Source organism: Myxococcus sp. NMCA1, from assembly GCF_026810205.1.
Lineage (GTDB): Bacteria > Myxococcota > Myxococcia > Myxococcales > Myxococcaceae > Myxococcus > Myxococcus xanthus_A.
In genome coordinates, this window is the sequence record NZ_CP113950.1 from 4,307,873 (window position 1) to 4,333,879 (window position 26,007).

At 68.3% G+C, this 26,007-nt stretch carries 24 protein-coding genes and 1 tRNA gene; 17 read left to right on the top strand and 8 right to left on the bottom strand.

Features of this window, described 5'->3' with window-relative positions; all coding sequences use genetic code 11:
* Window positions 1-7: 7 nt before the first annotated feature.
* Together OZ403_RS18520 and OZ403_RS18525 are read right to left on the bottom strand one after the other, a co-directional pair.
* On the bottom strand, window positions 8-703 hold the full coding sequence (locus tag OZ403_RS18520; protein ID WP_140791597.1) for an expansin EXLX1 family cellulose-binding protein: 696 nt from the start codon (window positions 701-703) through the stop codon (window positions 8-10).
* 92 nt (window positions 704-795) lie between these two features.
* A complete protein-coding gene (locus tag OZ403_RS18525; RefSeq protein ID WP_268784723.1) occupies window positions 796-2,580 on the bottom strand; it encodes a vWA domain-containing protein in 1,785 nt (594 codons plus the stop codon).
* Window positions 2,581-2,723: 143 nt separating this feature from the next.
* Here OZ403_RS18525 and OZ403_RS18530 point away from each other — a divergent pair, with 143 nt between their 5' ends.
* On the top strand, window positions 2,724-3,212 hold the full coding sequence (locus tag OZ403_RS18530; protein ID WP_171410362.1) for a VOC family protein: 489 nt from the start codon (window positions 2,724-2,726) through the stop codon (window positions 3,210-3,212).
* A gap of 1 nt (window position 3,213) precedes the next feature.
* On the opposite strand, the gene OZ403_RS18535 is transcribed toward OZ403_RS18530, so the two are convergent.
* The 3 genes from OZ403_RS18535 to OZ403_RS18545 form a co-directional block, all read right to left on the bottom strand.
* Complete coding sequence (locus tag OZ403_RS18535) at window positions 3,214-4,335, bottom strand: heparan-alpha-glucosaminide N-acetyltransferase domain-containing protein (RefSeq protein WP_140854842.1); 1,122 nt, start codon at window positions 4,333-4,335, stop codon at window positions 3,214-3,216.
* 20 nt (window positions 4,336-4,355) lie between these two features.
* Entirely contained in the window at window positions 4,356-5,807 is a 1,452-nt protein-coding gene (locus tag OZ403_RS18540; protein ID WP_328285535.1) for a metallophosphoesterase, read from the bottom strand.
* A gap of 113 nt (window positions 5,808-5,920) precedes the next feature.
* Window positions 5,921-6,844 carry an SDR family oxidoreductase gene (locus OZ403_RS18545; protein WP_140791606.1) on the bottom strand — a complete coding sequence of 308 codons (924 nt, stop codon included), beginning with the start codon at window positions 6,842-6,844 and terminating at the stop codon, window positions 5,921-5,923.
* 391 nt (window positions 6,845-7,235) lie between these two features.
* On the opposite strand from OZ403_RS18545, the gene OZ403_RS18550 reads away from it, so the two are divergent.
* From OZ403_RS18550 to OZ403_RS18560, 3 genes are read left to right on the top strand one after another with little or no spacing between them, the layout of a single operon-like run.
* On the top strand, window positions 7,236-8,402 hold the full coding sequence (locus tag OZ403_RS18550) for a hypothetical protein (RefSeq protein WP_268784725.1): 1,167 nt from the start codon (window positions 7,236-7,238) through the stop codon (window positions 8,400-8,402).
* On the top strand, window positions 8,392-9,069 hold the full coding sequence (locus tag OZ403_RS18555) for a hypothetical protein (RefSeq protein WP_268784726.1): 678 nt from the start codon (window positions 8,392-8,394) through the stop codon (window positions 9,067-9,069). The genes OZ403_RS18550 and OZ403_RS18555 overlap by 11 nt, the downstream gene beginning before the upstream one ends.
* An 11-nt stretch (window positions 9,070-9,080) precedes the next feature.
* The gene (locus tag OZ403_RS18560) at window positions 9,081-10,631 is read left to right on the top strand and encodes a hypothetical protein (RefSeq protein ID WP_140791610.1); all 1,551 of its coding nucleotides are present in this window, start codon (window positions 9,081-9,083) and stop codon (window positions 10,629-10,631) included.
* A 13-nt stretch (window positions 10,632-10,644) separates the two neighbouring features.
* Here the strand turns inward: OZ403_RS18560 and OZ403_RS18565 are convergent, their stop codons facing one another.
* Together OZ403_RS18565 and OZ403_RS18570 are read right to left on the bottom strand one after the other, a co-directional pair.
* Window positions 10,645-11,202 (bottom strand): DUF3105 domain-containing protein, encoded by a 558-nt coding sequence (locus tag OZ403_RS18565; protein WP_140854848.1) that lies wholly within the window; start codon window positions 11,200-11,202, stop codon window positions 10,645-10,647.
* Window positions 11,202-12,401, bottom strand: coding sequence for a hypothetical protein (locus tag OZ403_RS18570; protein ID WP_268784727.1), 1,200 nt, complete (start codon window positions 12,399-12,401; stop codon window positions 11,202-11,204). The genes OZ403_RS18565 and OZ403_RS18570 overlap by 1 nt, the downstream gene beginning before the upstream one ends.
* A 245-nt stretch (window positions 12,402-12,646) precedes the next feature.
* On the opposite strand from OZ403_RS18570, the gene OZ403_RS18575 reads away from it, so the two are divergent.
* From OZ403_RS18575 to OZ403_RS18585, 3 genes are all read left to right on the top strand, one after another.
* On the top strand, window positions 12,647-14,521 hold the full coding sequence (locus tag OZ403_RS18575) for a M2 family metallopeptidase (RefSeq protein WP_140791616.1): 1,875 nt from the start codon (window positions 12,647-12,649) through the stop codon (window positions 14,519-14,521).
* Window positions 14,522-14,636: 115 nt separating this feature from the next.
* Entirely contained in the window at window positions 14,637-14,840 is a 204-nt protein-coding gene (locus tag OZ403_RS18580) for a cold-shock protein (protein WP_011553608.1), read from the top strand.
* Between the two features lie 33 nt (window positions 14,841-14,873).
* Window positions 14,874-17,084 (top strand): hypothetical protein, encoded by a 2,211-nt coding sequence (locus OZ403_RS18585; RefSeq protein WP_268784728.1) that lies wholly within the window; start codon window positions 14,874-14,876, stop codon window positions 17,082-17,084.
* Between the two features lies 1 nt (window position 17,085).
* On the opposite strand, the gene OZ403_RS18590 is transcribed toward OZ403_RS18585, so the two are convergent.
* On the bottom strand, window positions 17,086-17,820 hold the full coding sequence (locus tag OZ403_RS18590) for an FKBP-type peptidyl-prolyl cis-trans isomerase (protein WP_268784884.1): 735 nt from the start codon (window positions 17,818-17,820) through the stop codon (window positions 17,086-17,088).
* Between the two features lie 229 nt (window positions 17,821-18,049).
* Here OZ403_RS18590 and OZ403_RS18595 point away from each other — a divergent pair, with 229 nt between their 5' ends.
* From OZ403_RS18595 to pheS, 10 genes are all read left to right on the top strand, one after another.
* Entirely contained in the window at window positions 18,050-18,385 is a 336-nt protein-coding gene (locus tag OZ403_RS18595; RefSeq protein ID WP_171410519.1) for a PilZ domain-containing protein, read from the top strand.
* Window positions 18,386-18,505: 120 nt separating this feature from the next.
* Window positions 18,506-19,321: a hypothetical protein gene (locus tag OZ403_RS18600; RefSeq protein WP_268784729.1), complete on the top strand. Its 816-nt coding sequence runs from the start codon at window positions 18,506-18,508 to the stop codon at window positions 19,319-19,321.
* Between the two features lie 22 nt (window positions 19,322-19,343).
* Window positions 19,344-19,706, top strand: a complete 363-nt coding sequence (locus OZ403_RS18605; RefSeq protein ID WP_140791624.1) for a PEGA domain-containing protein — start codon at window positions 19,344-19,346, stop codon at window positions 19,704-19,706.
* A gap of 281 nt (window positions 19,707-19,987) precedes the next feature.
* Window positions 19,988-21,091: an AI-2E family transporter gene (locus tag OZ403_RS18610; protein ID WP_418766709.1), complete on the top strand. Its 1,104-nt coding sequence runs from the start codon at window positions 19,988-19,990 to the stop codon at window positions 21,089-21,091.
* Window positions 21,088-21,795 carry a uracil-DNA glycosylase gene (locus tag OZ403_RS18615; RefSeq protein WP_140791626.1) on the top strand — a complete coding sequence of 236 codons (708 nt, stop codon included), beginning with the start codon at window positions 21,088-21,090 and terminating at the stop codon, window positions 21,793-21,795. Before OZ403_RS18610 ends, OZ403_RS18615 begins: the two co-directional genes overlap by 4 nt.
* Window positions 21,796-21,868: 73 nt before the next feature.
* Window positions 21,869-21,940: transfer RNA gene (locus OZ403_RS18620), tRNA-Val, on the top strand.
* A gap of 73 nt (window positions 21,941-22,013) precedes the next feature.
* The gene (gene thrS / locus OZ403_RS18625) at window positions 22,014-23,942 is read left to right on the top strand and encodes a threonine--tRNA ligase (RefSeq protein ID WP_011553616.1); all 1,929 of its coding nucleotides are present in this window, start codon (window positions 22,014-22,016) and stop codon (window positions 23,940-23,942) included.
* A 167-nt stretch (window positions 23,943-24,109) separates the two neighbouring features.
* Entirely contained in the window at window positions 24,110-24,316 is a 207-nt protein-coding gene (rpmI, locus tag OZ403_RS18630; protein ID WP_140791628.1) for a 50S ribosomal protein L35, read from the top strand.
* A 99-nt stretch (window positions 24,317-24,415) separates the two neighbouring features.
* A complete protein-coding gene (gene rplT, locus OZ403_RS18635; protein WP_013940187.1) occupies window positions 24,416-24,763 on the top strand; it encodes a 50S ribosomal protein L20 in 348 nt (115 codons plus the stop codon).
* 160 nt (window positions 24,764-24,923) lie between these two features.
* Window positions 24,924-25,973 (top strand): phenylalanine--tRNA ligase subunit alpha, encoded by a 1,050-nt coding sequence (pheS, locus tag OZ403_RS18640; protein ID WP_140791630.1) that lies wholly within the window; start codon window positions 24,924-24,926, stop codon window positions 25,971-25,973.
* Window positions 25,974-26,007 lie beyond the last annotated feature (34 nt).

Here is a 26,007-nt window from a genome sequence, read left to right on the forward strand (position 1 = left end):
CCGCGCGCTAGCGGAACTGGCCAGAGCCCTCGGCACTGCGGTTGTCGAGGACTCTGTCCAGCGTGTCTTCCAGTTGCTGGCCGTCCACGGCGGTGACGCGCACGGAGAAGGGGCCGTCGCCCATGCCGCTCAAGTTGACAAAGTAGTTGTAGCTCTCGCGCGGGACGTCCTGCCATCCGCCGGTGCCGCGCCGCCACTCCAGCTTCTGGATGGGCAGGCGGTGGTTGCGGACCTGGATGGCGGTCCACCAGGGATTGCTGCCGTTCTTGAAGTGGTACTCGATGTTCCCCGCCACGTCGCAGGACACCGGCGTCCAGGTGATGTTGACCCGGCCCTGCTGCATCTCCGCGATGCGGGCGAAGGCCTGCCGGCTCAGGTCCAGGTGGCCGGATTCGCACTCCGGGCAGCGGTCCACGATGCGCACGCGGACCGAGCCCTTGGGCCCGGTGATGTCCACGCACTGCCCACAGGCCGCGCTGTTGGCGTACTGGGGCGTGTTCATGGCGGCCACCATCAAGTCGCCGGTCGGCTCGTAGCTGCAATTGCCGGAGCCGTCGGCGTCGTAGAAGGTGGCGATGCCCTGTTGCTCCTCGCCCAGCGGCGCGCCGCCGCCAGACGGGTCGTCACTGCAACCGCCACAGGCGACGAACGCCGTGGCGACAGGGAGGAGGAAGCGTCGGGACTTCGAGCGAAGGGGGTGCATGGCCGCTCAGCATACCCCGCCAAAACGGCATCGGGGTGGAAGGGCCCCAGGCACCCTCCACCCCGACGTGTGTGCGGGCTCGCGCCCCGATGTCAGCGGCCCCGGACGGAGGCACCCTTGAGGGCGCGGGCCTGCGTCACCAGCCGCACGAACTCCTTGCGGTCGGCGTCACCCTCGGTGGCGCCCTCGGCCAGCTTCTCGGCCGTGGCCAGGCTCCAGCCCTCCGCGGCGGGGCTGTCGCGGAGGACGTCCGCGGTGGCGGCCACGGCGACGGCGAAGCGGAAGTCCGGCGACGCCTGCGCCAGCGTGTCACGCAGCTTCGTGCGCTCGAAGGGGAATTCGCGCTCGGAGGCCTCGGTGCCGTTGGGCGCCTTGGCGCGGACTCGGACGGTGGCCAGCGGCTCGGTAGCCTCACCCGTCAGCTCCACCTCGTACACGGCGGTGACGTTGTGGCCGGCGCCAATCTCGCCCGCGTCCACCTTGTCGTTACGAAAGTCGTGGTCGGCGACGTCGCGGTTCTCATAGCCCACCAGCCGGTAGCGGCGGACGGCGGCGGGGTTGAACTCCACCTGGAACTTCACGTCCTTGGCGATGACCTCCAGCGTGCCGGTGAGCTGCGTCTCGAACACCTTCTTCGCCTCGCGCAGGCTGTCCACGTAGTAGCAGTTGCCGTTGCCCTTGTCCGCGAGCTTCTCCATCAGGTCGTCGCGGTAGTTGCCCATGCCGAAGCCCACGGTGGTGAGGGTGACGCCCTCGGCCGTGTACTTGTGGATGCTGTCCAGCATGGCATTGGCGCTGACATTCCGGCCGATGTTGGCGTCACCGTCGGTGAGGACGACGACGCGGGACACCACGCTGCCGGAGGCCTTCTTCACGGCGTGGCGGTAGGCCATCTCCATGCCGGAGCCCATCGCCGTGCCGCCACCGGCCGTGAGCGAGTCGAGCGCGGCGTGGATGCTCTTCACGTCGGTGGCGGGCGTTGGCGGCAGCACGTCCCGGGTGTTGCCCGCGTAGGTGACGATGGCGACGGTGTCGTTCTCGTTGAGGTTCTTGACGGCGACCTTGATGGCCTCCCTCGCGAGCGGCAGCTTGTCCTCCGAGTGCATGGAGCCGCTGGTGTCCACGAGGAACACGAGGTGCGCGGGCTTGCGCTGCGAGCGCGAGACCACCTTGCCCTGCACGCCCACGCGCAGGAAGTGGCGCTTGGAGTCGAAGGGCGAGGGCGCGCCCTCCAGGTGCACCGCGAAGGCGCCCGTCTCCGGGGGCGCGTAGCGGAACTTGAAGTAGTTGACGAACTCCTCCACGCGGACGGCGGACGCGGGCGGGAGCTGGCCGTTGACGAGGTAGCGGCGCGACACCGTGTACGACGCGGTGTCCACGTCCGCGGCGAACGTGGAGAGCGGGTCCTTGGCCGTCTCGACGAAGGCGTTGGCCTTCCATGCCTCGAAGGTATTGCCGCCCGCGGGAGCGGCGTCCCGTGGTTTGGACTCGAGGGGGGCACCCGCCAAGGCGTCCGCCGACGGCTTCGCGGGCCCCGGTTCGCGGCGATGCAGTTCGGCTTTGCTCCTGGAGACCTTCTTGGCGGCTTCAGGCGCCGGCGCGGGCTGCATGGGCATGGCGAGAGAGGGCGCGGCCGGCGGGGCGCCGGCGAGGGTGGCTGCGCCCACGGAGGGCTCGGCGCTGTCCCGGTCACTGGTGAACTCCTCATGTTCCGGGGCGCGTGCGGCGCTCTCCGTCTGGGCCGCGGGACGGGGCTTCTCGAGGCTGGCGCGCTCGTCGTTGGCGGGGCTCCGGTTGTGACACGCGGACAGGGTGCTGGCGACGAGAAGGGCACTTCCCCAGGCAGTCAGTTGGCGCTTCAGCGAGAAGGGGGACATCGGGGCTCCAAGGTCGGTGAGTAGGTCGCCTCCCGAAAACGCATGGCCTGCGAAAAAGGGTCTAAAGCCGAATGAATTTTCCGGCGAACACCCGGGCCGGGCGTCCTTGTCTGGGGCACCCCCGTCTGACAGGGTGCCGCTCCATGCAGACCGCCAGGCCATTTCGAATTCTGGGTGTCCAGCAGATCGCCATTGGAGGCGCGGACAAGGCGCCGCTCCGCAAGCTCTGGGTCGACCTGCTGGGCTTGACGCCCCACGGCACCTACCGCAGCGAGCGCGAGAACGTGGACGAGGACATCGTCACCGCGGGCGCGGGCCCCTTCAAGGTGGAGGTTGACTTGATGCAGCCCGTGGACCCGGAGAAGAAGCCCCGCGTCCACGAGACGCCCCTCAACCACGTGGGCCTCTGGGTGGACGACCTGCCCGTGGCCGTGCAGTGGCTGGAGTCCCAGGGCCTTCGCTTCGCCCCCGGCGGCATCCGCAAGGGCGCCGCGGGCTTCGACATCTGCTTCATCCACCCCAAGGGCAGCGAGCAGTTCCCCTTCGGCGGAGAGGGCGTGCTCATCGAACTGGTGCAGGCGCCGAAGGAGGTCATCGCCGCCTTCGAGTCGCTATCCGCCGCGGGTCACTGAGTCAGCGTCCGGCGGGGGCGTGCTGGCCCTGCCGGAACAGCCGTCCCGAGAGGTTCCGGAGCGCGGGCCGCAGCACGCGCTCCAGCCGGTCCAGGGCGACGCAAAGCACGAAGGTGAGGCCGATGATGACGGCCGTCAGCACCCAGTACTGGAGCCATCCGCTGCGGTCTCCCCAGAAGCGCTGGAAGGAGAAGACGCCGCCCAGCCGGTAGAACAGCAGCATCTCGTGGAAGAAGTACGCGGACAGCGACGACGTGCCGAACACCTCCACGAAGCGCCGCAGCCGGGACGGCGCCGCGTCCACGGGGAGCCGGGCCTCCAGCCACGTCAACACGAGCAGCACCGTGCTCACCCAGCCGAAGCGCGCCGCCGCGTTGGAGGGATTGGCGACGAAGAAGCGGTGGGGCGGATAGAGGCCGTAGAGGAAGTCACCGAGCACCGCGCCCGTGAAGCCCAGGCCCATCAGCACCCACAGCGCCTTGATGAGCCCGGCGCGGCCCCATGCGCCCGCCACCGTTCCCGCGAAGACGCCCAGCCATGCGTAGCCCAGCCAGGGCAGCAGCGGGAAGGGCGCGAAGGAGGACTTCTCCGTCAGCGTGGCCCAGGGGCCATCCACCTGTTCGCCCAGGGGCGACACGGCGAACGTGGCCATGGCCAGCACGAAGGCGCCGGTGCCCAGCACCTTGGGACGCGCGGAGAGCAGCGCGGCCACCGGCAGGACGATGAGCAGGCACAGGCCCACGCACTGGAGGATGTCCATGCGGAAGATCCACTGGGGCTCGCGCAGCAGGGGGAACCACGCCCAGTTGACCAGGGTGGCCACCGCGAGCACCTCGCCAGCGCGGCGGAGGTTGCGGTGGACACGATCGCGGAGCATGCCGCTGGCGGCGCTGCGGACCATCATCAGGGCGGTGGCGAAGCCGGCCGAGAAGATGAACGCGGGGGCCACCAGCCCGTCGACGCGCAGCAGCCGCGCCACCCATTCGCTCTGCCGCAGCTCGGGCGTGAGCAAGGCCAGGGTGTGCGTCTGGACCATGAAGAGCACCGCGATGCCCCGGAGCCAGTCGATGGCTCGGATGCGATCACGGGAGACGAGGGCAGGGGAGGCGGGCGTGGACGTCACGGCCCGCCTACCCTAGAGCATCAGCGGACCCAGCTCACGTTACTGATGGAGAATTTGGAGCCGTCCTGCTTCTCCGCGTTCGTCATCGGCGAGTACACCCGCGTGGAGAAGGTGTTGGCCGCGGTGTCCACCTCCACCAGCCGCGTCAGGTTCGATGCGTTCTCGTGGTACGCCGTCAGGATTTGATGGATGGTGTTGCCGTGGACCCCCGTGCTGGCCCGGTATGCGGCATTACCCGTGTGCCCGGAGAAGACGAACCGCACGTTGGCGTACTGCTTGATGAGTTGGTCGAACACGTACTGCGGGCTGTTGTTGCCATAACCGCCATTGCTCTGCTCAATGGCGCCGCTGCCGTTCAGGTGGGAGTGGGTGTTGATGATGACGTTGTGACGCGGATGTTGCGCCAGCACCGTCTTCGCCCAGTCCACGGCGCCCGTGCGGGCCCACAGCTCCAGGTTGAGCACCAACCAGTCCAGGCCGCCGGCGGAGAAGGTGTGGTAGGAGTTGTCGATTCTCCCCGGCTCGTAGACGCCACCCAGCGCGGTGAAGCGCGTGAGCGGGAAGTGCGTGTTGAAGGTGGTGGTGTCGCGCAGGTTGGCGTTGACGTTGCCCGGGCAGGCGCTGCCGCCGGGGCACACGGCCGCCGTGTCATGGTTGCCAATGGCGTAGACGTAGGGGAGGTTGGCGGCGTCCAGAATCTCGGTGGCTTCGCTGGCGCGCACGTACTGGATGTGGTCCGGCGTGTCCCAGTTCACGACGTCGCCCGTGTGCAGCACGAAGCGCAGGTCGAGCGAACTCCGGTTGTCCACCAGCCACTGGTACCGGTGGCTGAGCCTCGCGGGGGGCGTCGCGAGGACCTCGTTCTGCGTGTCGGGGATGACGGCGAAGGTGAACTTCGTGTCGACCGGCGGCGCGGACTCTGGTGCGGCGTAGAACTTGATGCCCTGGTCGACCCAGCCGGCGGAGGTGAGCGCATTGCGCTGGGCCTCGGTGATGGCGAAGCGGTGCTTGCGCAGCGTGGTGTTGGAGAAGCGGTACACGGGAACGAGGCACGCCGCCGCCGTCTTCGACGCGTAGAAGCCGACGTTCTCGTTCGTCGTGTAGCCCCCGTTCTGCATGAGGTCGTTCCGCTCGGCCTCATCGATGGTCCAGAAGTGCTCCTGCTGGCTGGGGCTGTAGATGCGGTAGACGGGGGACAACCCCGTCCCCGTGGAGGCCGCGGCGAGGAAGGCCACGCCCCGGTCTTCCGTGTAGCCCCAGGTGGTGGCGGCGTTGGCGGCCTCGTTCGCGTTGAGCGTGTAGAGGCTGTCTCCGTTGGCCGGCTTGATGCGGTGATGGACGGCCCGGCTCAGTGAGGCGCAGTTCAGCGCGGACTCGGCGCTGGTGACCTCGGGCTGCGACTCCACCGGGCCGCCGCACGCCGCCAGCAGGCCCAGCAGTGCCATAGGGACCGCGGTTCTCAGGTGTCTCAAAGGTGTCTCCTCGCAAGGGGGGTGTCGCGGACAGGGATGGCTGCAAAACGTGTATTGCGAGGAAGTCAATAGCACCTGGGTTGCGGTCCTGGAAGACCCACCCTGGGCAGTGTCTACCGGTAACCAGTGGCGTCGGCGGGCTTGCCCGCGTCCTGGACCTCGACGACGTAGCGCCAGGCATCGGGCTGGCTGCCATCCAGGTCCGTGAAGCCGTAGACGCGTGCGAGCTGGCCGCTGGACAGGGACTGTCCGTTCCACCGGGCCTTGTCCGCGTCCGATGCCAGCGCGGCCACGGCACGGCCGACATAGGCCGGCGTCTCCGAGATGACGAAGTGGGGCTCCTTCACCGTCGCATCGCGCCAGTTCGCCTCCGTGACGCCGAAGTGCTCCAGCATGCCTTCGGAGCGCATCCAGCCCGGCGTCAGCGAGACGGCGGTGGCGCCATGGGGCTTCAGCTCCCGCGCCTGGCTCCACGCCAGCCGGAGGACGGAGGCCTTCGCGAGGTCATAGAACGTGGAGATGCGGTAGTTCGTCGCGTTGTAGTCGGCGGTGCCGTCGGTGACCTCGACCACGAGCCCTCCCGGGCGGCGGATGAGCAGCGGCAGGGCGAAGTGGCTGGTGATGAGGTGCGTGTCCACGCCCAGCCGGAGCAGCCGCAGCCCCTTGTCGAGCGAGTGCTCCCACACGCTCTTGTTCCACTCGAAGATGTGTTCGCCGCCCCAGATGTCGTTCACGAGCACGTCGAGCCGGCCCTGTTCCCGGTCGATGCGCTCCACCAGGGCCTTCACCTGTTCGGGCACCAGGTGGTCCGTTTGCACGGCGATGCCAATCCCACCCGCCGCCGTCACCTGTTCGGCGGTGTCCTCGATGGTCTCCGGCCGGTTCTGCTCCGAGCGCTGCGCCCGTGTCGTCCGGCCCGTGACGTAGACAGTGGCGCCCGCCGCGCCGAGCTGCACCGCGATGCCCCGGCCCGCCCCGCGCGTGCCGCCCGCGACCAGTGCCACGCGTCCCTTCAGGGAATCTTTCATGTCCCGCATGCCTGCCTCCTTCTGGAATGTGCGCACAACGGGGAGAGCCTACGGAGGATTGTTGACACCTCTTGTCATGATTGGGCGAGTTGGCGCGGTTCGCGCAAGAACGCACCGCAACCTTTTCACGGCTCACCTGTTCGACGTCTCGCGAGGAGGTTGCGTGATTCGACGACTCATTCTGGGCGCCGTCCTCTGTCTGCCGGGGGAAGCGCTCGCCAAACCGCCAGCGGGAGGCGTCGTCTGTGCCACCTATCCCTCGGCCCCCGCGTGCGCCGGACAACAGCCAGCCTGCACGCTCTGTCACACGGCCCCTCCGCAACGAAACGCCTTCGGGACCTCGCTGGAGCCGCACCTGGTTCCGGGCGCAGCGCGGCCGCTTTCGGATGGCGATTTCTCCATGGCCCTGCCTGCCGCGCTGCGCGCCGTCGAGCCAGAGGACGCGGATGGCGATGGCGTGACGAACGTGGAGGAGTTGTCGCGGGGCACGCTGCCCGGGGACCCGGCCAGTGTGCCCACGGAGCTAGGGGGCTGCGTGGCGGGGCAGAACCCCGGTTACGACATCTGCCGCTACGACTTGCGCTTCGCCTACCGGCGCGTGCTGCTCGACTTCTGCGGACGGTCGCCGACCTACGCGGAGCTCCAGGCCTTCGCCGCGCGCGGGGACGACAGCAAGCGCGAGTTCATCGACGCGGAGTTGGAGCGCTGCACGGGCAGCGAGTTCTGGCGGGGCAAGGACGGGCAGCTCTGGAAGCTGGCCCACCCGAAGATCCGGCCCGTGGGCTCCATCAAGTCGGGCGAGGACGCGGGCCCGATTCCGCTCGCGGACTACTACGACGACTACGCGCTCTACGCCTACGCCCAGCTCGACCACCACGATGCGCGTGAGGTGATGACGGCGACCTACTACGTGAGCCGTCAGACGGAGCCCACGCGCTACACCGCGACGCCGTCATTGCCCTCCCAGTTCGTGGAAGAGAGCCGTCGCGCCGGCAACCTCACATCGGCGTGGAGTCTCACGTCCTTCGTGATGTTCACCGCGCTGCCTCGGAACGCCGCGTCCCAGAGCTACCGCGCCTACCTGGGGCTCGACATCGCGCTTCAGGAGGGGCTCTACAGCATTCCGGGTGAGCCTCGGGACTACGACGCCAAGGGTGTGCAGGCGTCTGCCTGCGCCGCCTGCCATGCGACGCTCGACCCGCTGAGCTATCCCTTCCGTAACTACAACGGCATCGCCGCCGGGGCGTCGGCGCGCTACGTGCCCGGCCGAATCGAGCGGTACTTCAGCACCGAGGCTCCCAACATCACCCAGATACCGGAGTCTGGCTTCCTGCTGGGCCAGCCCGTGAGGGACCTGCTCGAGTGGGCCCACGTCGGCGCCAACAGCGACGCCTTCGCCATCTCCGCCGTCACCGACTACTGGAAGCTGCTCGTGGGCCACCCTCCGACGGCGGAGGAGCAGGCCGAGTTCGTCACCCTGTGGCAGCGCTTCAAGGGCACGCATCAGTACAGCGTGCAGCGGATGCTTCATGACCTGATTCGCACGGAGGCCTACGGTGCGCCCTGAAACGCTGGTGGTCACCGCGGTGCTCGTGCTCGCTGGCTGCACGCAGCAGCCGATTGCCACGGTGCTGGACGTGGATGCTGGAGTCCCTCCGGTGGGGAACGAATCGGACGCGGGCACGCCCGTGGCTGTCGCCAGGTCGACCCGGAACAACCTTCGCTTCAAAGGGCCCGAACGACTGACGACGGACTTCGCGGCGGCGCTCGAGCTTCCTCCAGCGGGGCTGTGTAACGAGCTGGGACAGTACCCGTGCGCGACGTTCGTCCACACCGTGACGCTGGGCGGCGTGGACCCGTACCGGAGCGGCTTCTATGAGCCACTGCCCGTCACGGGGGTGACGACGCCCATCGCCGTGGAGCGGATGGCCCTGGCGGGCTGCACCCAGCGCGTCGCGCTCGATGTGAGCGCGCCAACGGCGGCCGTCATCTTCAAGGGCGTCGGATTGGATGCCCAGGGCCGACTGGAGGACCGGTCCGGGCCGCCGGTCCGAGCCGCCATCCACGCGCTCTACCAACGCGGCCTCCTGCGTGACGCCGAGGAGGCAGAGGTGAATGCCTGGATTCAACTCGCCGCTGACATCGAATCCTCGGGCAGCACGCGTCCGGGCCGCGACTGGATGACCGCGGTCTGCTTCGCCGTCCTTTCCTCCGCTGAGTCCGTCTTCTTCTGAGGGAGCCTTCCATGTCACTTCGCAAAGATGGCCGGCTCTCGCGCCGGGAGTTGGTGAGGGCGATGTCTCTGTGCGCCGCGGGCTCGACGGTGTTGGGGCCGCTGTTGACTGGATGCCGCGAGGCGCTCGATACGCCCGATTCGCTGGGGCAGCGTGGCGGCGCCCGTCGGGCACGGCTCGACGGTAAGCCCCGCTTCCTCATCGTCGTGGGGGCGGCGGGCGGCGCCTCCATCATCGACAGCTTCCTGGCGGTCCGGGCGTCGGAGGCGGGGCCGGATGCGGCGCGGCTCAACACGTTCGCGGATGGTCAGGTGCAGAGCGTGCTGGACTCGCCTTTCAGGGCGGTTCAGGTGAGCAGTCCGCGGCTTGGAAACATCCCCGTGCCGGTGAGGACGGACCAGCTGCCTTTCGTGACGAAGCACAAGGCGTCGATGCTGGTGGCGACGTCGGTGGGGACATCGGTCAACCACGTCATCGCGCAGAAGCGGAGCCTGACGGGGAACTCGGCGTGGCGGGGAAGGACGCTTCAGGAGTGCGTGGCCTTGCAGTACGGCGCGGGCTTTCCCATCCCCAACGTGAACATGGGCATGGGCGGGTACGCGGAGCGGGGGACGGACACCTCCCTGCCCGCGCACTGCTACGGCGAGGTGGTGACGAATGCGTCGCTGTGGCCCCTGGGGCTCGACGGGCGCAAGGGGCTCAAGGACGTGCCGCCGGAAGACGTGGTGGCCCTGGCGCGCCAGACGCGGAACGCGCTCGATGCGAGGTCCGTCTTCGGCCAGACGTTCGAGAACGCGCCCGCGCTCCGGCGGTGGAATGAACAGCGCATCGTTGGGCAGCCCGCGCTGGAGATGAAGGACCTCATCAACCGCCTCAGCGTGCTGCCGGACGCGCCGCCGCGGATTCCCCTGTCCGAGTTCGGCCTGTCCAGCTCCCCGGACGGAGCGCGCCTTCGCGCGGCCTTTCCGGACTACTTCACGGACCCGGTGGAGGGCCAGGCGGCGCTGGCCTTCCTGCTGCTCAAGTACCGGGTGTCGGTGACGGTGACGCTGGGGCCTTCGTTCAACGTAGCGGTGGGCGGAGAGACTGGCATTGCCAACCCGCCTCTGGCGTTCGACTTCAGCCACAACGACCACCGGACCGGGCAAGCCTTCATGTGGGCGCGCGTCCTGGGCGTGGTGGACCGGCTCATCGGCCTGCTCAAGGAGGAGCCGTTCGACGAAGCGTCCGGTGAGAGTCTCTGGGACCGCACGCTCATCTATGTCGCCACTGAGTTCGGCCGCACACGGCCCCGTGCATTGAATGCCACCGAGTTCGGCACCGGGCATGACCTCAATAATGGCTTCCTGATGCTCTCACCCATGCTCCGGGGCAACACGGTGCTGGGGGGAATCGACTCGCGCACGACGTTGACCTACGGCTTCGACCCGCGCACGGGAGCGCCCGCCCAGGGGAAGCTGGCGTCGAACGAGGCGGACATCTTCTCCGGCATCCTGACGGCCATGGGCGTCGATACATCCGGCAGTGGGCTGCCCGATGCGAGCGGATTCCTGCCCACGTGACGGCACGCGCGGCTCAGCGCGCGGGGCACGTCAGCCCCGGCTCCGGCGCACCGCGGTCCTGGAGCTGCATCAGGCAACGAAGGGCGTCGGGGTCCGCGGAGTCAGCCAGGTACGTGCGGCGCCACAGCATCGCGGCCACTCTCCGGGGAAGCTGGGGATCCGGCGCCACCAGGGCCCGGCGGACGCCGTTACCTCCGCGAGGCGCTGCCGCTGCCGCGGCTTCGAGCTTTGCCACTTCGTCAGGACAGCCGTCCGGGCAGTTGTAGAGGAACACCGCGTGCCCGTGCTCCAGGTTGTGGACATAGAGGCAAGGGGCCACGGGCTCGGAGGAGACCCCGCACGGAGCCACGTTTCCGCAGTGGAGGCCGGAGTTGGGCGGATTCTCCCCGTTGCCGCACCCTTCACTCGAACAGCTGTCGAGGTGGTGCGAAGGGCTCGGCTCCGACAGCGGAAAGCTGAATCGCTCACACGCGTCGCCATCGTCGGAAGTGGTGTCGCCGCAGCCGGTGAGCGCGAGGACCGTGAGGAGGGGGAGGAGAGGACGGGGCATCACGGCCGCGTCATACCGCATCAGCCCGGGAATGCGCCTCGCCGCTCCACGTCGATGTCGCGTAGGCCCTTGAAGCCCAGGCGGGCGGTGAAGCGGAGGAATTCCTCTCGGGACAGGCTGCCCCCGGTCGCGTTCGGAGAAAGCACGTCGAGGTCCATCGGCACGCGGCTGCGCACAGCGAAGTCCACGCGGCCCGGCAGGTAGCCCGCATTGGCGGCGATGATGATGTGCTCCGGGAGCCGCTGGGCCCAGCGCACCGCGACCTGCGGATGCACCTGGGCCTCCGAACTGAACAACAGCAGCGCGACGGGGCTGGCAATGCGCGGCGGCGTCTTCGAGCACCGCAGCACCTCACGCTGCACCTCCAGCCGGCAGTCATGCAGCGTATCGACGCCGGGGACATTTCCCCGGGTGATGTCCGTGGCGCTTCCCGCCCGGAGGAGGACCTCCAGCGCCACCGGTGCCGCGAACCGGGAGGACCGCCGGGCCGCGTTCAGCAGGGCCACGGATTCCGTCACGGCAGTGCGTCCGGCTCGGCGGAGCGCGTCCTTGAGGAACGGGATGGGGGCATCCACGCCCTGAGCCGCCACGGTGCCTAGAACGGCCAGCCATTCCAGTGGGCCCGGTACCACGTGGGGTGACACGAGCGCGTAGGCGAGCAGGCTGCAACTGACCGCGGGCTCCAGGTCCCTCGCGGAAAGCACCATTGAACCAGAAGCCCTGGCCGCCTCTGCCTGCGGGGCAATGACGAGCGTGGGGACGGCCGGGGAGACGCTAGGGGCGCCCCTTGGCGCAGGCATCAGACCTTCTGGAGGCCCGGCATGCGAGCGGCCCTGGACGCCAGCTTCGAGCGTCCAGGGCGCGGGGGACGTCTCGGCGGAGGCTCCGGGGTGGTGGGCCTCCTCAGCCGTGGCACGCGGCGGTCCGGGCTTCGAGCCACGTTCGAGCACCACCAACGAATCGGGCGGCGGCGCGCGCAGGCGCTCCTGAAACGCCGGCGAGTACGCATGCTCGCCCTTGCCTGGCACCCGCGCCGTCACGCGCGCCCCCACGGCCTGAAGCGCTCGGATTACCAGCACCGCCGCAGCGAGCCCGTCCACACCGGGGTGGGGCGCCACCACCACGCGGCGGCCCTTCAACTCCGTCAGGAAGCGGCGAGCATCCTCCAGGGCCTCTTCCTCGGCGGGCCAGCGAGGGTCCTTCATATGTCCGAGCAACATGAGGCGAAGGTGTAACGCCGCCGGGTGACATGAGAGGTCGGGCACGGACCGCCCGCACGCTACCCGGCCGGACGGAGTCGGGACGGGGGAGCGTGGGTTGTCGCGGGTCGTCACCGGACGCGAACCAGGCGTGTCGCGCCGCATCGGCGGAGTACGCTCTTCGCGACAGTGCGGGGGCGCTACGGGAGGGAGACCACCCAGTTTCGGAGTGTCATCAGTCGCGGGTTCTTCTACGGTCCGCAGCCATGAACCGGAAACGTCCCCTGAATTCCCTCCTGCGTGTGGCCGCGGCCATGGCGCTGCCCGCCTTCCTGGGGTGTGCCCAGGATTCGCAAGTGACGCGCGAGGCGCCCACGCCCGCCGAGTCTCCCGCCGCCGCGTCGCAGCCCACGCCGGAAGAGGCGAAGGCCTTCGCGGAGAAGGTGAACGCGGACCTCAAGCGCCTGTGGACGAAGCAGGCCACCGCGGAGTGGATCAAGTCCACGTACATCACCGATGACACCGAGCAGAACGCCGCCTTCGCCAACGAAGAGGTGCTGGCCTACGTCAACGGCGCCATCAAGGAGGCACGGCGCTTCGAGGGCCTGACGTTGGACGCGGACACCGCGCGCATTCTGCACCTGCTCAAGGTGTCCCAGGCGCTGCCGGCGCCGTCGGACGCGGAGAGGCGGTCCGAGCTGGCCGCCACGGCGGCGAAGCTGGAGGGCCTCTACGGCAAGGGCAAGTACTGTGGGCCGGACGGGAAGGGGAAGTGCCGCGACCTGGAGGTGCTGTCCGACGTCATCGCGGAGAGCCGCAACTACGACGAGTTGCTGGACGCGTGGCAGGGCTGGCACTCCGTGGCCCGTCCCATGCGGCCGATGTACGAGCGGCTGGTGTCCCTCTCCAACGAGGGCGCGAAGGACATCGGCTTCAACGACCTGGGCACGCTGTGGCGCTCCGCGTACGACATGCCTCCGGCCGAGTTCGAGGTCGAGGCCCAGCGCCTGTGGGGCCAGGTGAAGCCGCTCTATGACGACCTGCACTGCTACGTGCGCGGCCGTCTGGCGAAGCAGTACGGCGCCGACAAGGTGCCCGATGGCAAGCCGATTCCCGCGCACCTGCTGGGCAACATGTGGGCGCAGGAGTGGAACAACATCTACCCGCTGGTGGAGCCCTTCCCCGGGCAGGCCAGCCTGGACGTGGACTCGGCGCTGAAGCAGCAGAAGTATGACGCGCTGCGCATGGTGAAGCTGGGTGAGAAGTTCTTCACCTCGCTGGGCCTCAAGGAGCTGCCGCAGAGCTTCTTCGAGCGCTCGCAGTTCACCAAGCCCGTGGGGCGCGATGTCGTCTGCCACGCCAGCGCCTGGGACGTGAACTTCAGCAACGACCTGCGCGTCAAGATGTGCATCAAGCCCACGGAGGAGGACCTCGTCACCATCCACCACGAGCTGGGCCACAACTACTACTTCACGTACTACTACCAGCTCCCGGTGCTCTATCAGGCCGGCGCGAACGACGGCTTCCACGAGGCCATTGGTGACGCGCTCACGCTGTCCATCACCCCGGGCTACCTGCAGCAGGCGGGGTTGCTGAAGGCCGTTCCGAAGAACGAGAAGAACCTCATCAACCTGCAGATGAAGGACGCGCTGGAGAAGATTGCCTTCCTGCCGTTCGGTCTGCTCGTGGACCAGTGGCGCTGGGAGGTGTTCTCCGGCCGCGTGCAGCCGGCGGACTACAACAAGTCCTGGTGGACGCTGCGAGAGAAGTACCAGGGCGTCGCCGCGCCGGTGGCCCGTTCGGAGCAGGACTTCGACCCGGGGGCCAAGTACCACGTGCCCGCAAACGTTCCATATACGCGGTATTTCCTGGCGCGCATCCTCCAGTTCCAGTTCCACAAGGCGCTCTGCGAGGCGTCCGGCTACAAGGGCGCCCTCCACGAGTGCTCCATCTATGGGAACAAGGAGGCCGGCAAGCGGCTCCAGGCCATGTTGGAGCTGGGTGCGAGCAAGCCGTGGCCCGACGCGCTCCAGGCCATGACGGGAACCCGGCAGATGGATGCCACGCCGCTGCTCGACTACTTCAGCCCGCTGCGCACCTGGCTCCAGGCGCAGAACAAGGGCCAGAAGTGCGGTTGGTGACGGTCTGGAGTAGACGCGCCGGGCGGCCACGCTTAAATTGCGGCCGTCTAGGCGGGTTCGCTCGTAGGACCGGACGGCGGATATTCGCGTCCGTGACGAAAGAAGAAGAGAGCAAATGGCTACTGGTACCGTGAAGTGGTTCAACGATGCGAAGGGTTTCGGCTTCCTCACCCAGGACGGTGGTGGTGAGGACGTGTTCTGCCACCACACCGCCATCAACATGGATGGCTTCCGCACCCTCCAGGAGGGCCAGAAGGTGGAGTTCGAAGTGACCCGCGGCCCCAAGGGCCTGCAGGCCCAGAACGTCCGCGCGGCCTGAGCCGAGCGTCGTTCGAACTGCTTCTGTTGCATCATGAGGGTCCGGCCCCACGGGGTCGGGCCCTTCGTGCTTTCTGGAGAGCGCTCCGTGCCTTTGTCGACGAAGTTCCGCCGCTCACGCGTCTGTCTGTTGCCCGTTCTCGCCGCGCTGGGTTGCTCCACCACGCCAGCCGTGCCGTCGAGCACGGGCACGGCCGCCCTCCCTGCCGGGTCGTCCAAGGCACCACCCCCCATCAACGTCCCGGAGAAGGAGCCCACCGCCATGACGTCCACGTTCGACGCCGCGGCCCTGAAGGCGGAGCTCGTGGCGCGGCACGGCGAGGCGCAGCGGGGCCGCATCGAGCGGGGCGTGGATCAGGTGGTGGCGATGTGGCGGCCGGAGGACGGAGACCTCGCGGCGTTCGCACGTGAACAGTTCCTGTCGGACCCGAAGGCGCTCGACGCGACCTTCCAGCGGCTGGAGCGGCTGTTCGAGCAGCTCGACGGGCACCTGTACGAAATCGGGCGCGAGCTCCAGTGGTACACCGACCTGGACCTGGGGCCGTTGCTGCCAGTGGAGCCTCTGGTGGCGGCGTATGATCCGGCCGCCCACGTCACCACGGACCTGTTCCGCGCACGCGTGGGGTTCGTGGTGTTGCTCAACTTCCCGCTCACCACGTTGGCGGAGCGCGTGGAGCAGGGGCCGTCATGGACGCGGCGGCAGTGGGCCGAGACGCGGCTGGCCGGGCGCTTCAACCAGCGCGTCCCCGCGGAGATTGAACAGGCGTCCTCGCGCGCCATCGCCGCGGCCAACCTGTACATCGCCGAATACAACATCTGGATGCATCACCTGGTGGATGCGCAGGGACGGCGCCCCTTCCCAAAGGGGCTGCGGCTCATCAGCCACTGGAACCTTCGTGACGAGCTGAAGGGGGACTACTCCGACGCGGTGACGGGCGCGCTGAAGCAGCGGATGATCGTCCAGGTGATGGAGCGCATCATCACGCAGACGATTCCCGCGGCCGTCATCGACAACCCGCGGCTGGATTGGGACCCCTTCACCAACACCGTCACGGTGGCGCCGTCGGAGACGGTGGAGGCGGATGCGCCCGCACGCACGACGAAGCCGGATGCGTCGCCGGAGCCGGACACGCGCTACACGCACCTGCTGGCCACCTTCCAGGCGGCGCGTCAGGCGGACCCCTACGTGCCGGTGGCGCCCACGCGAATCGCCCGGAGCTTCGAGCTGGGCCGCGAGCTGCCGGAAGCGCGCGTCCGGTCGCTGTTGACGCAGGTGCTGGAGTCACCGCTGGTGCCGCGCGTGGCGAAGGAGATTGAAGCGCGCCTGGGCCGGAAGCTGGAGCCGCAGGACCTCTGGTATTCGGGCTTCAATCCGGGCGGCAAGCGGCCGGAGTCCGACCTGGATGCGCTGACGCGCAAGCGCTACCCCACGGCGGAGGCGTTCGCGAAGGACCTGCCGCGCATCCTCCAGGGCATGGGCTTCACGAAGGCGAAGGCCGTGTGGCTGGCGGAGCGCATTCGCGTGGACGCGTCGCGCGGTGCGGGGCACGCACAGCCGGCGCTTCGGCGAGGCGACTTCCCCCGGCTGCGCACGCGCGTGGAGAAGGGGGGCATGGACTACAAGGGCTACAACATCGCGGTGCACGAGCTGGGGCACAACGTGGAGCAGGTATTCAGCCTCTACGGAGTGGACCACACGCTGCTCGCGGGGGTGCCCAACAACGCCTTCACGGAGGCGCTGGCCTTCGTGTTCCAGTCGCGCGACCTGGAGTTGCTCGGGCTGGGCAAGCCGGACGCGGCGAGCGAGCGGGAGCGGGTGCTCGGCGAGCTGTGGCAGACGTGGGAGCGCGCGGGCATCGCGCTGGTGGACATGTCGGTGTGGCACTGGATGTACGCGCACCCGGACGCCACGCCGGCCCAGCTTCGCGAGGCGGTGGTGGGCATTTCTCGCGACGTGTGGAACCAGTACTTCGCGCCGGTGCTGGGAGGGGAGGGGAGCTCGCTGCTGGCCGTCTACAGCCACATGATCAGCTACCCGCTCTACCTTCCCGACTATCCGCTGGGCCACCTCATCGCGTTCCAGATCGAAGAGCACCTGAAGCGCAAGGGACCGCTGGGCGCCGAGTTCGAACGCATGGCCACCTACGGTTCGGTGACGCCGGACCAGTGGATGATTCATGCGACCGGGGCCCCGGTGAGCGCGGAGCCATTGCTCCGCGCCGCCGAGGCCGCCCTGAGTCGCTGACCTACGGCTGCCGGGACGTGTCGCCGGGGATGTCGATGAGCTCGACGTCGAAGGTGAGGACGGCGTTGGGCGGAATGCGCGAGCCGGAGGGCGGCCGCTCGCCGTAGGCGGTGTTGCCGGGGCAGGTGAGCTTCGCCTTGCCGCCCACCTTCATCTTCGCCACGCCCTGCGTCCAGCAGGGGATGACGCCGTTGAGCGGGAACTCAACGGGGATTCCGCGGCGGGCGGAGGTGTCGAAGATGGTGCCGTCCACCAGCCGGCCCTCGTAGTGGACCTTGACGGTGTCGACGGCGCGCGGGCTGCGGCCGGTTCCCGCCTGGACCTGCTTGTAGACGACGCCGGAGGGAAGCACCTCCGCGCCGGGCTCCTTCGCGGCGCGCTCCAGCGCGGCCTTGCCCGCAAGCGCCTGCCGGCTCTTTGCGAAGGCCTGAATCCGCTGCGCCTGCTCCTTCGGGTCGATGTCGGACGTCTTTCCACCGAGTCCGTCGGCCAGGCCCTGTTGCAGCACCTTCAGCTCCTCGGGCGACAGCGCGAAGAGGGACAAATCACGGCCAATGGAGAGGCCGAGCGTGTAGAGGGTCTGCTGGTCTTCCTCGGACAGCGCAGCGGGCGCCGCCGGCGCGGCGGCCGGAGGAGTCGCCGGTGCGGCCTTGGCCGCGGGCTTCTTCGCCGACTTCGAGTCCTGCGCCTGGGCGCCCGTCGCGCCGAGCGCGAACACAAGGGCCGCCGTCCACATCGATCGCATGCATCCACCTTTCATGAGAACCGGCGCACTATAGAGCGTGGCCGTGCGCCCGGAAGACACAAGCCCGCGCGAAGAATTCACCGAGGAAGCACAGCGAGCGCGCGAGGCCTCCGCGCGCCGTCCGTTTTCTTGCGAGTTCAGCGCGCGCCTCTACCCTGCATCCAGGTTGCTTCACCCCCGGAGCAACCTGTTGCACCACCTGACCGGAGGCGAAGAAGCCATGAGCGACAAGCGGAAGAACAAGCGGGCGCCCCTCGACATCTACCTGAACAAGTACATGGGTGGCGTGCCGTACATGTCGCGGGCCGCGGACATCAGCCAGGAAGGGCTGAGCCTCGCCCGGCTGCTCGAGCCTCAGCACGAGGCCAAGCGCATCGGTCTCCAGTTCCAGCTCCCGGGCTCGGAGGAGATCATCTACGCCGAGGGTGAAGTGGTCCGTGAGTGGGCCGAGCTGGGGGCCAAGCGCGAGCGCTCTGGTGTGCGCTTCACGCTGCTCACCGACCGTCACCGCAAGATGATCGACGCCTACGTCGACCGTCACGGCAACGAGAACTGACGCATACCCGCCGTGCCGCAGGGGCCTGCCTTGACTTCCCCGGAAGCAGGCCCGTTGAATGGGAAGCCATTCTGCCCTGACACGACCCGCGACGTCGGACGAGGGGCTGGAGGATTTCCCGTGAGGCACTCGCTGTGGGGGATATTGCTGGCCGTGCCACTGACCGCGTCTGGCCAGGGCAAGGAAGCGAAGGCCCCGAAGCCCACCGTCGCCGCCGTGAAAACGGCACCGGGGGCACCGGGCGTCAATTGGGAAGGGCAGGTGCTGCGGGCCACGGGAGCGGGTGCTCCCGACCTGAAGGCCTCCAACCCCGGACAGGCCCGGCTGGGCGCCGAGCGGACCGCCAAGCAGTCCGCCATCCAGAATCTCATGAACCAGGCCGGGCGCCTTCACATCAGCGCGGGCCGCACCGTGGCGGACGAACTGGCCCGCGAAGACGTCCGCAAGCGGGTGGAGGCCGCGATGGGCGGCTACAAGGTCGTCGCCCGGCGGTTCTTCTCCGACAGTGGCGTGGAGATTGACGTGGAGGTGCCGCTATCGGCCCTCACCGCGTCGTTGTTCTCGCCGCCCGCCGCGGACACCGTCATCGCCGTCAACGGCGCGGGCGCGAAGAAGTACACGGGGCTGGTGGTGGATGCGCGAGGGCTCGGTGTGCAGCCCGTGCTGGCGCCCCGCCTGCTGGATGACAGCGGCAAGGCGCTGTACGGCGCGGCGGCGCTGGCCAACGAACGCCGTGCCGCGACAGCCGTGGCCGCGTGGTTCCAGAGCCTGGATGCGGCGAAGAAGGCCTCGCTGGTGGGGGACAAGCCCCTGGTGGTGAAGGCCACGGGTTCCAAGGGTTCCGACCTGGTGCTCGCCTCGGAGGACGCGAAGGCGCTCGTCGAGGCCAACACGCGCTTCCTGGCCGAGGGCCGGGTCGTGATTGTCACGCAGTGACTACGAGGTCCTCGGCGAGCTGATGCGGAAGCTTCTGCTGTTGGTGATGGTGTCCACGTTCGCTGGGTGTGCGAAGCGTCAGGAGCCCGAGTCCCTGCTCAAGGCCCGCGAGCTGATGGCGGAAGCCCAGAACTCCAGCGGCAACCTGGCCCTGCTCTGCGAACCCGTGGACGCGGAGGTGTACCTGGATGGCGTCTGGCAGGGGCTCTGCAGCGACTTCTCGGGTTCCCCCAAGGCGCTGCGAGTGGGCAGCGGCCTGCACGAGATTGAAGTGAAGAAGCAGGGGTACTGGCCCTATACGACGTACTTCGAGCCCAGCCGGGCCCGAGCGCGGCTGACCATCCAGCTCCGCGCCTCTGGGCCGAAGGCCGGCGGTTCGGAGTGACGCCGGGCCGGGTGTAAAACGAGCGGGCTTCCACGAAAGCCCGTTTCCTGTGCTTTCGTGAAGTGCAATCAGGACATGACGCCGCCGTAGCTGGGACTGAAGAGGAGAGCGCCATCGGACGACGCAGGAAAGGTCATTCCCCCGCCGCCGTGAAACCCGCCGCCGCTGCCGTGCCGCCGTCGGCACGGCCTGCCCCCGTGCTTCACGAGGTGCCGCCGCCGCGGGGACAGGGCAAGTCCGCGGCCGAGACCGCCCGTGTGCAAGTCGCCGAGCCCATGGCGATGGCCGAGAACGCCCTGTCCGAGACGGACGCCCGGCGCATCGACCTGTGGTGGTCGGCGGTGATGGTGGGCTCGCTGGGGCTGGTGTTCGCGCTGCTCTCCGTCTTTGGCGGTGTGGCGGTGCCGGTGCTGCTCGCGCTGTCGGGCGCGTACATCTTCAACCCCATCGTCACCGAGCTGGAGAAGCGGCGGCTGGACCGCACGTGGGGGACGACGCTCGTCTTCGCGGCGGGGACGCTGATGTTGGTGGGCGCGGTGCTGTACCTCATCCCGGTGTTCCGGGAGGAGGCGTCGAAGCTGCCGGATTTCTTCAACCGCGCGAGCACCCAGGTGGTGCCGAAGGTGGAAGGGCTGGTGGGGCATTCGTTGCCGGACCTGGTGCGCCAGCGCACCACCGAGCTGGGAAAGCAGGCGTCAGAGCTGGTCCAGAGCGCGGGGCCGGCGGCGGCGCGCATCCTGGCGAGCTTCGCGGGCAACACGGCGCGGCTGGTGGTGACGTTGCTGGGCCTGTCGGTGGTGCCGGTGCTGGCCTTCTTCTTCCTGCAGGACTACCCCCGGCTGATGGGCATGGTGAAGGACCTGCTGCCCCGGCGCGCGGTGGGGCTGGTGAGCCGGCGCTTCGCGGAGGTGGACGAGGTGCTCTCCGCCTTCGTGCGCGGCCAGCTCATCGTGGGCGGCGTGCTGTCGGTCATCTATGCGGCGGGCCTGTCCGCGGCGCGCATCGACATGGCCATCGTCATTGGTGTGATTGCCGGCTTCGGCAACATGGTGCCGTACCTGGGCACGGGCGTGGGCATCGTGCTGTCGCTGGTGGGGCTCATGCTGTCGTGGCAGGGGCCGTGGCAGCTGGCGGCGGTGGCGGCCACCTTCGTCATCGGGCAGATGCTGGAGGGCTTCGTCATCACCCCGCGCATCGTGGGGGAGAAGGTCGGGCTGGCGCCGGTGGCGATCATCCTGGCCATCCTCGCCTTCGGTGAGTTGTTCGGCTTCGTGGGCATCCTGCTGGCGGTGCCGGTGGCGGCCATCCTCAAGGTGGTCCTGAGCGTGGTGGTGGAGCGCTACCGCCGGACGCGGCTCTACACGGGGGAGCCCAAGTCGCCGTGACGAAGCTGGAGGCGCTGCACAAGGAGATCACCAGCTGCCGGGCCTGTCCCCGGCTGGTGGAGTGGCGGGAGGAGGTGGCGCGGGTGAAGCGCCGCGCCTACCGCGACTGGAACTACTGGGGCCTGCCCGTCCCCGGCTTCGGTGACCCCAAGGCCCGGCTCATCATCGTCGGGCTGGCGCCGGCGGCCCATGGGGCGAACCGGACGGGGCGGATGTTCACCGGAGACCGGTCGGGCGACTTCCTCTATGCCGGGCTGCACCGCGCGGGCTTCGCGAATCAGGCCCTCAGCGAGCACCGGGATGACGGGCTCCGGCTGAAGGACGCCTTCATCGTGTCGGCGGCGCGCTGTGCTCCGCCCGACAACAAGCCCCTCCCAGAGGAGCTGGCCCGCTGCGCGCCGTTCCTGGATCGCGAGCTGGCGCTGCTGCCGGGCCGGGTGATGCTCGCGCTGGGGGCCATCGGCTGGAACGCCGCGCTCGTGGCCCTGGCGCGGCAGGGGATGGAGGTTCCGTCGCCTCGGCCTGCGTTCGGGCATGGGGCGGAGCTGCCCCTGCCGGGCGGCCGGACGCTGCTGGGCTGCTACCACGTCAGCCAGCAGAACACGCAGACGGGGCGGCTGACCCCGGCGATGTTCGACGCCGTCATGTCCCGGGTCCACGCGCTGCTGGAAACGTCGAATCCGAAGGCGCGCGGGAAGAGTTGAAGAAGCCTTCTGTGTTTGCTTGACAGTTGGGGGAGCCCGCTGTTATTCCCCGCGCCACCGAAGCGGCTGCAACGGGTCGTTAGCTCAGCGGTAGAGCACTACCTTGACACGGTAGGGGTCAGTGGTTCGATCCCACTACGACCCATCATCAAAGAGTGACTTCAGCGGGCGGCACGGCTTTAAAAGAGCCTGCCGCCCGTTTTTTTTCCGAGGTTCGTATGTCCGACATCATCACGGTGACGCTCCCCGACGGCTCGCAGAAGCAGACGGCCCGGGGCACCACCATCGCGGACTTCGTGCGGGAGAGCATCGGTCCCGGCTTGGCGAAGGCCGCCCTCTTCGCGCGCGTGAATGGCCAGGACATGGACCTGGCCCGTAAGCTGGACGAGGACGTGAAGCTGCAGATCTTCACGCCCAAGAGCCCCGAGTCCCTGGAGTTGATCCGCCATGACGCCGCCCACGTGGTGGCCAGCGCGGTGCAGAAGCTCTTCCCGGGCACGCAGGTGACCATCGGTCCCGCGACGGAGGAGGGCTTCTATTACGACTTCTTCCGCGAGAAGCCCTTCACGCCCGAGGACCTGGAGAAGATCGAGGCCGAGGCGAACGCCGAGCTGAAGCGGGACATGGCCTTCGTCCGCACCGAAATCTCCATGGACGAGGCCGTGCGCCTGTTCGAGGAGAAGGGCGAGAAGTTCAAGGTCGAGATCGTCAAGGACATCGCGGCCAAGGGCGCCAAGACGCTGACGCTCTACACGCACGGCGACTGGGTGGACTTCTGCCTGGGGCCCCACGCGCCCAGCACGGGGAAGATCGGCATCATCAAGATCCTCTCCTCCAGCGGCGCGTACTGGCGCGGTGACCACCGCAACCCGATGCTCCAGCGCGTTTACGGCACGGCCTTCTTCGACAAGAAGCAGCTGGCGGAGTACCTGACGCGCATCGAGGAGTCGAAGAAGCGCGACCACCGCAAGCTGGGCAAGGAGCTGGACCTCTTCCACTTCCACCCGTACTCGCCGGGCTCCGCCTTCTGGACCCCGAAGGGCACCACGCTCTACACCACGCTGTCGAACTGGATGCGTCAGCTGACGCAGAACGACGGCTACGTGGAGATCAAGACGCCCCTGATGTTCAACAAGGGGCTGTGGGAGACCAGCGGCCACTGGGGCAAGTACAAGGAGAACATGTTCCTCGTGCTCGACAGCGAGTCGGGGGAGCATGACTTTTCGCTCAAGCCGATGAACTGCCCGTCGCACCACCTGTTCTACGGCTTCAAGAAGCACAGCTACCGCGACCTGCCGCTGCGCTACCACACGCAGGACGTGCTGCACCGCAACGAGGCGGCGGGCTCCCTGGGCGGCCTCACGCGCGTGCGCCAGTTCGCGCAGGACGACGCGCACATCTACTGCACGGAGGCGCAGATCACCGACGAGGTGCGGCGCTTCGTGAAGCTGCTGGACCACGTCTACAAGGCGGTGGGCCTCACCTACGCGGTGAAGCTGTCCACGCGACCCGAGCAGCGCCTGGGGGATGACTCCCTGTGGGACCGGGCCGAAGGCGGCCTCAAGGCGGCGCTGGAGTCGTTGGGCCTCGAGTACGAGCTGGCCCCGGGTGACGGCGCGTTCTACGGCCCGAAGATCGACTTCGCGGTGTCGGACAGCATCGGCCGCCGGTGGCAGCTGGGCACCATGCAGCTGGACTACCTGGCGCCCGAGCGCTTCGACCTGACCTACGTGGGCGAGGACAACGCCGAGCACCGCCCCGTGGTGCTCCACCGCGCCATCTTCGGTTCGTTCGAGCGCTTCACGGCCATCCTCATCGAGCATTTCGCTGGCGCCTTCCCGGCCTGGCTGGCCCCCATCCAGGCGGTGCTGGTGACGGTGGCGGATCGGCAGAACGACTACGCCCGGAAGGTTCGGGACTCCTTGAGGGCGAAGGGTTACCGGGTGGAGTTCGACGAGCGCGGCCTGTCGATGAACGCCAAGATCCGCGAGGCCCAGCTCCAAAAGGTGCCGTTCACCCTGGTGGTGGGCGACAACGAGGTGTCGGGCGAGGGCGTGTCGCCGCGGCGGTACGGCGGCGAGGACCTCAAGACGATGAAGGTGACGGACTTCGAGGCCCTGCTGGCGAAGGAAGCGGCCCTGCCGTGATCGGGAGGTCAGGACGCCTGGCAGCTTGCTGACGGGCCTTGACTCCCTGTTGCACCTAAGTATCTTGACGCACTTTCGAGGGGAACCTGCCCAAGTTCCCCAATTTTCGAGAGTTCTCGCACCTGCCGCTCAAGTCCAACGGCACGGGGCATGGAAGGATCAGGACGATGCCGAAGTTGAAGACCCGCAGCAGCGCGAAGAAGCGCTTTGAAGTGAAGAAGAGCGGCAAGGTCAAGCACGGCAAGGCCTTCGCGAAGCACCTCTTCACGTTCTCGAAGACGCCGAAGTCCAAGCGCAGCGGCCGCGGCACCGGCCATCTTCGCGACATGGACGCGAAGAAGGTCATCAAGGAGATGTTCCCCTACGGGGGCTGATTTCGCGGTTCTGAAGTCAGGGATTACGTGGCCTCGTTGGAGCGGCGGTAAGCCTGCGCCGGGGGGCTTCTCAACTACGCAGTCCGAAGTGAGGCAGTCATGCGCGTGAAGAAGGGTGTAAAGGCTCGTCGTCGTCGTAATAGGATTTTGAAGCTGGCCAAGGGTTTCCGCGGCCGTCGGAAGAACTGCTACAAGCGCGCCAACCAGGCGGTTGAGCGGGCGCTGGACTACGCCAGCCGCGACCGCATGCAGCGCAAGCGGGACTTCCGTCGCCTGTGGATCGTCCGCATCAACGCGGCCGCCCGCACGGTGGGCCTCTCCTATTCGAAGCTGATCGCGGGCCTCGCGAAGGCGAAGATCGGCTTGGACCGCAAGGTTCTGTCCGACATGGCCATCGCGGATCCGTCGGGTTTTGCGGCCGTCGCCAACATCGCGAAGGCGGCCTGAGACACATCCAGCCCGCAAGGCTGGAGACAGAACGGGTGGGGTGGTGGGCTGACGCTGGCCACCCTTTCCGGATGTTTGAACGGGCTGCCTCTTCGGGGCGGCCCTTTTTTTTGCCTCGGCGCCAAGGGCGCGCGGGGAACTGGAACGGAGGCGGAAGTCCATGCGGGATCGGTTGCTGGCGCTCGCGGAGTCCGCGAGGCGGGAGATTGGCGGCGCGTCGGAGCTGTCCGCGGTGGAAGCACTGCGGGTCCGCTACCTGGGCAAGAAGGGCGAGCTGTCCGGCGTGCTGGGCGGTATGGGCAAGCTGCCCCCGGATGAGCGGCGCTCGCTGGGCGAGGTGGCCAACAGCGTGAAGGCGGAGCTGGAGAAGCTGCTCGCCGAGGCCGTGGAGCGCGCCGAGGCGGCCGCGCTGGAGGCCCAGCTTCAGGGCCCGGGCCTGGACGTGACGCTGCCTGGACGCGGCGTGGCGCTGGGCAGCCGGCACCCCGTGTCGCGGACGATGGAGGAGATTGTCCGGACCTTCTCACGGCTCGGCTTCGACGTGGCCAGCGGCCCGGAGATCGAGCTGGATTACTTCAACTTCGAGGCGCTGAACCTGCCGAAGGACCACCCCGCGCGGGACATGCAGGACACCTTCTACGTGGACGAGGCCACGCTGGGCCACGCGAAGAAGGCGGACAGCTCGGCGCTGCTGCGCACGCACACGTCCCCGGTGCAGGTCCGGTACATGCTCAACCGCAAGCCGCCCATCCGCGCGGTGATGCCGGGCCGGGTGTACCGGCGCGACTCGGACATTACGCACACGCCGATGTTCCACCAGGTGGAAGGCCTGCTGGTGGACAAGGGCGTGACGTTCGCCGAGCTGAAGGGCTCGCTGGCGGCGTTCGTGACGGCGTTCTTCGGTTCGGACACGCGCACGCGCTTCCGCCCGTCCTTCTTCCCCTTCACGGAGCCCTCCGCGGAGGTGGACATCACCTGCACGAACTGCGGTGGGAAGGGCTGCCGCATCTGCAAGCAGACCGGGTGGTTGGAGGTGCTGGGCAGCGGCATGGTGCACCCGAACGTCTTCACCTCCGCCGGGTATGACCCGAACGAGGTGACGGGCTACGCGTTCGGCATGGGCGTGGAGCGCATCGCCATGCTGCGCTACCGCATCGACGACCTGCGGATGATGTTCGAGAACGACGCGCGCTTCCTCGAGCAGTTCTGAGATTCCAGGGGGCCCCTCGTGGGCCCCCGTGTTC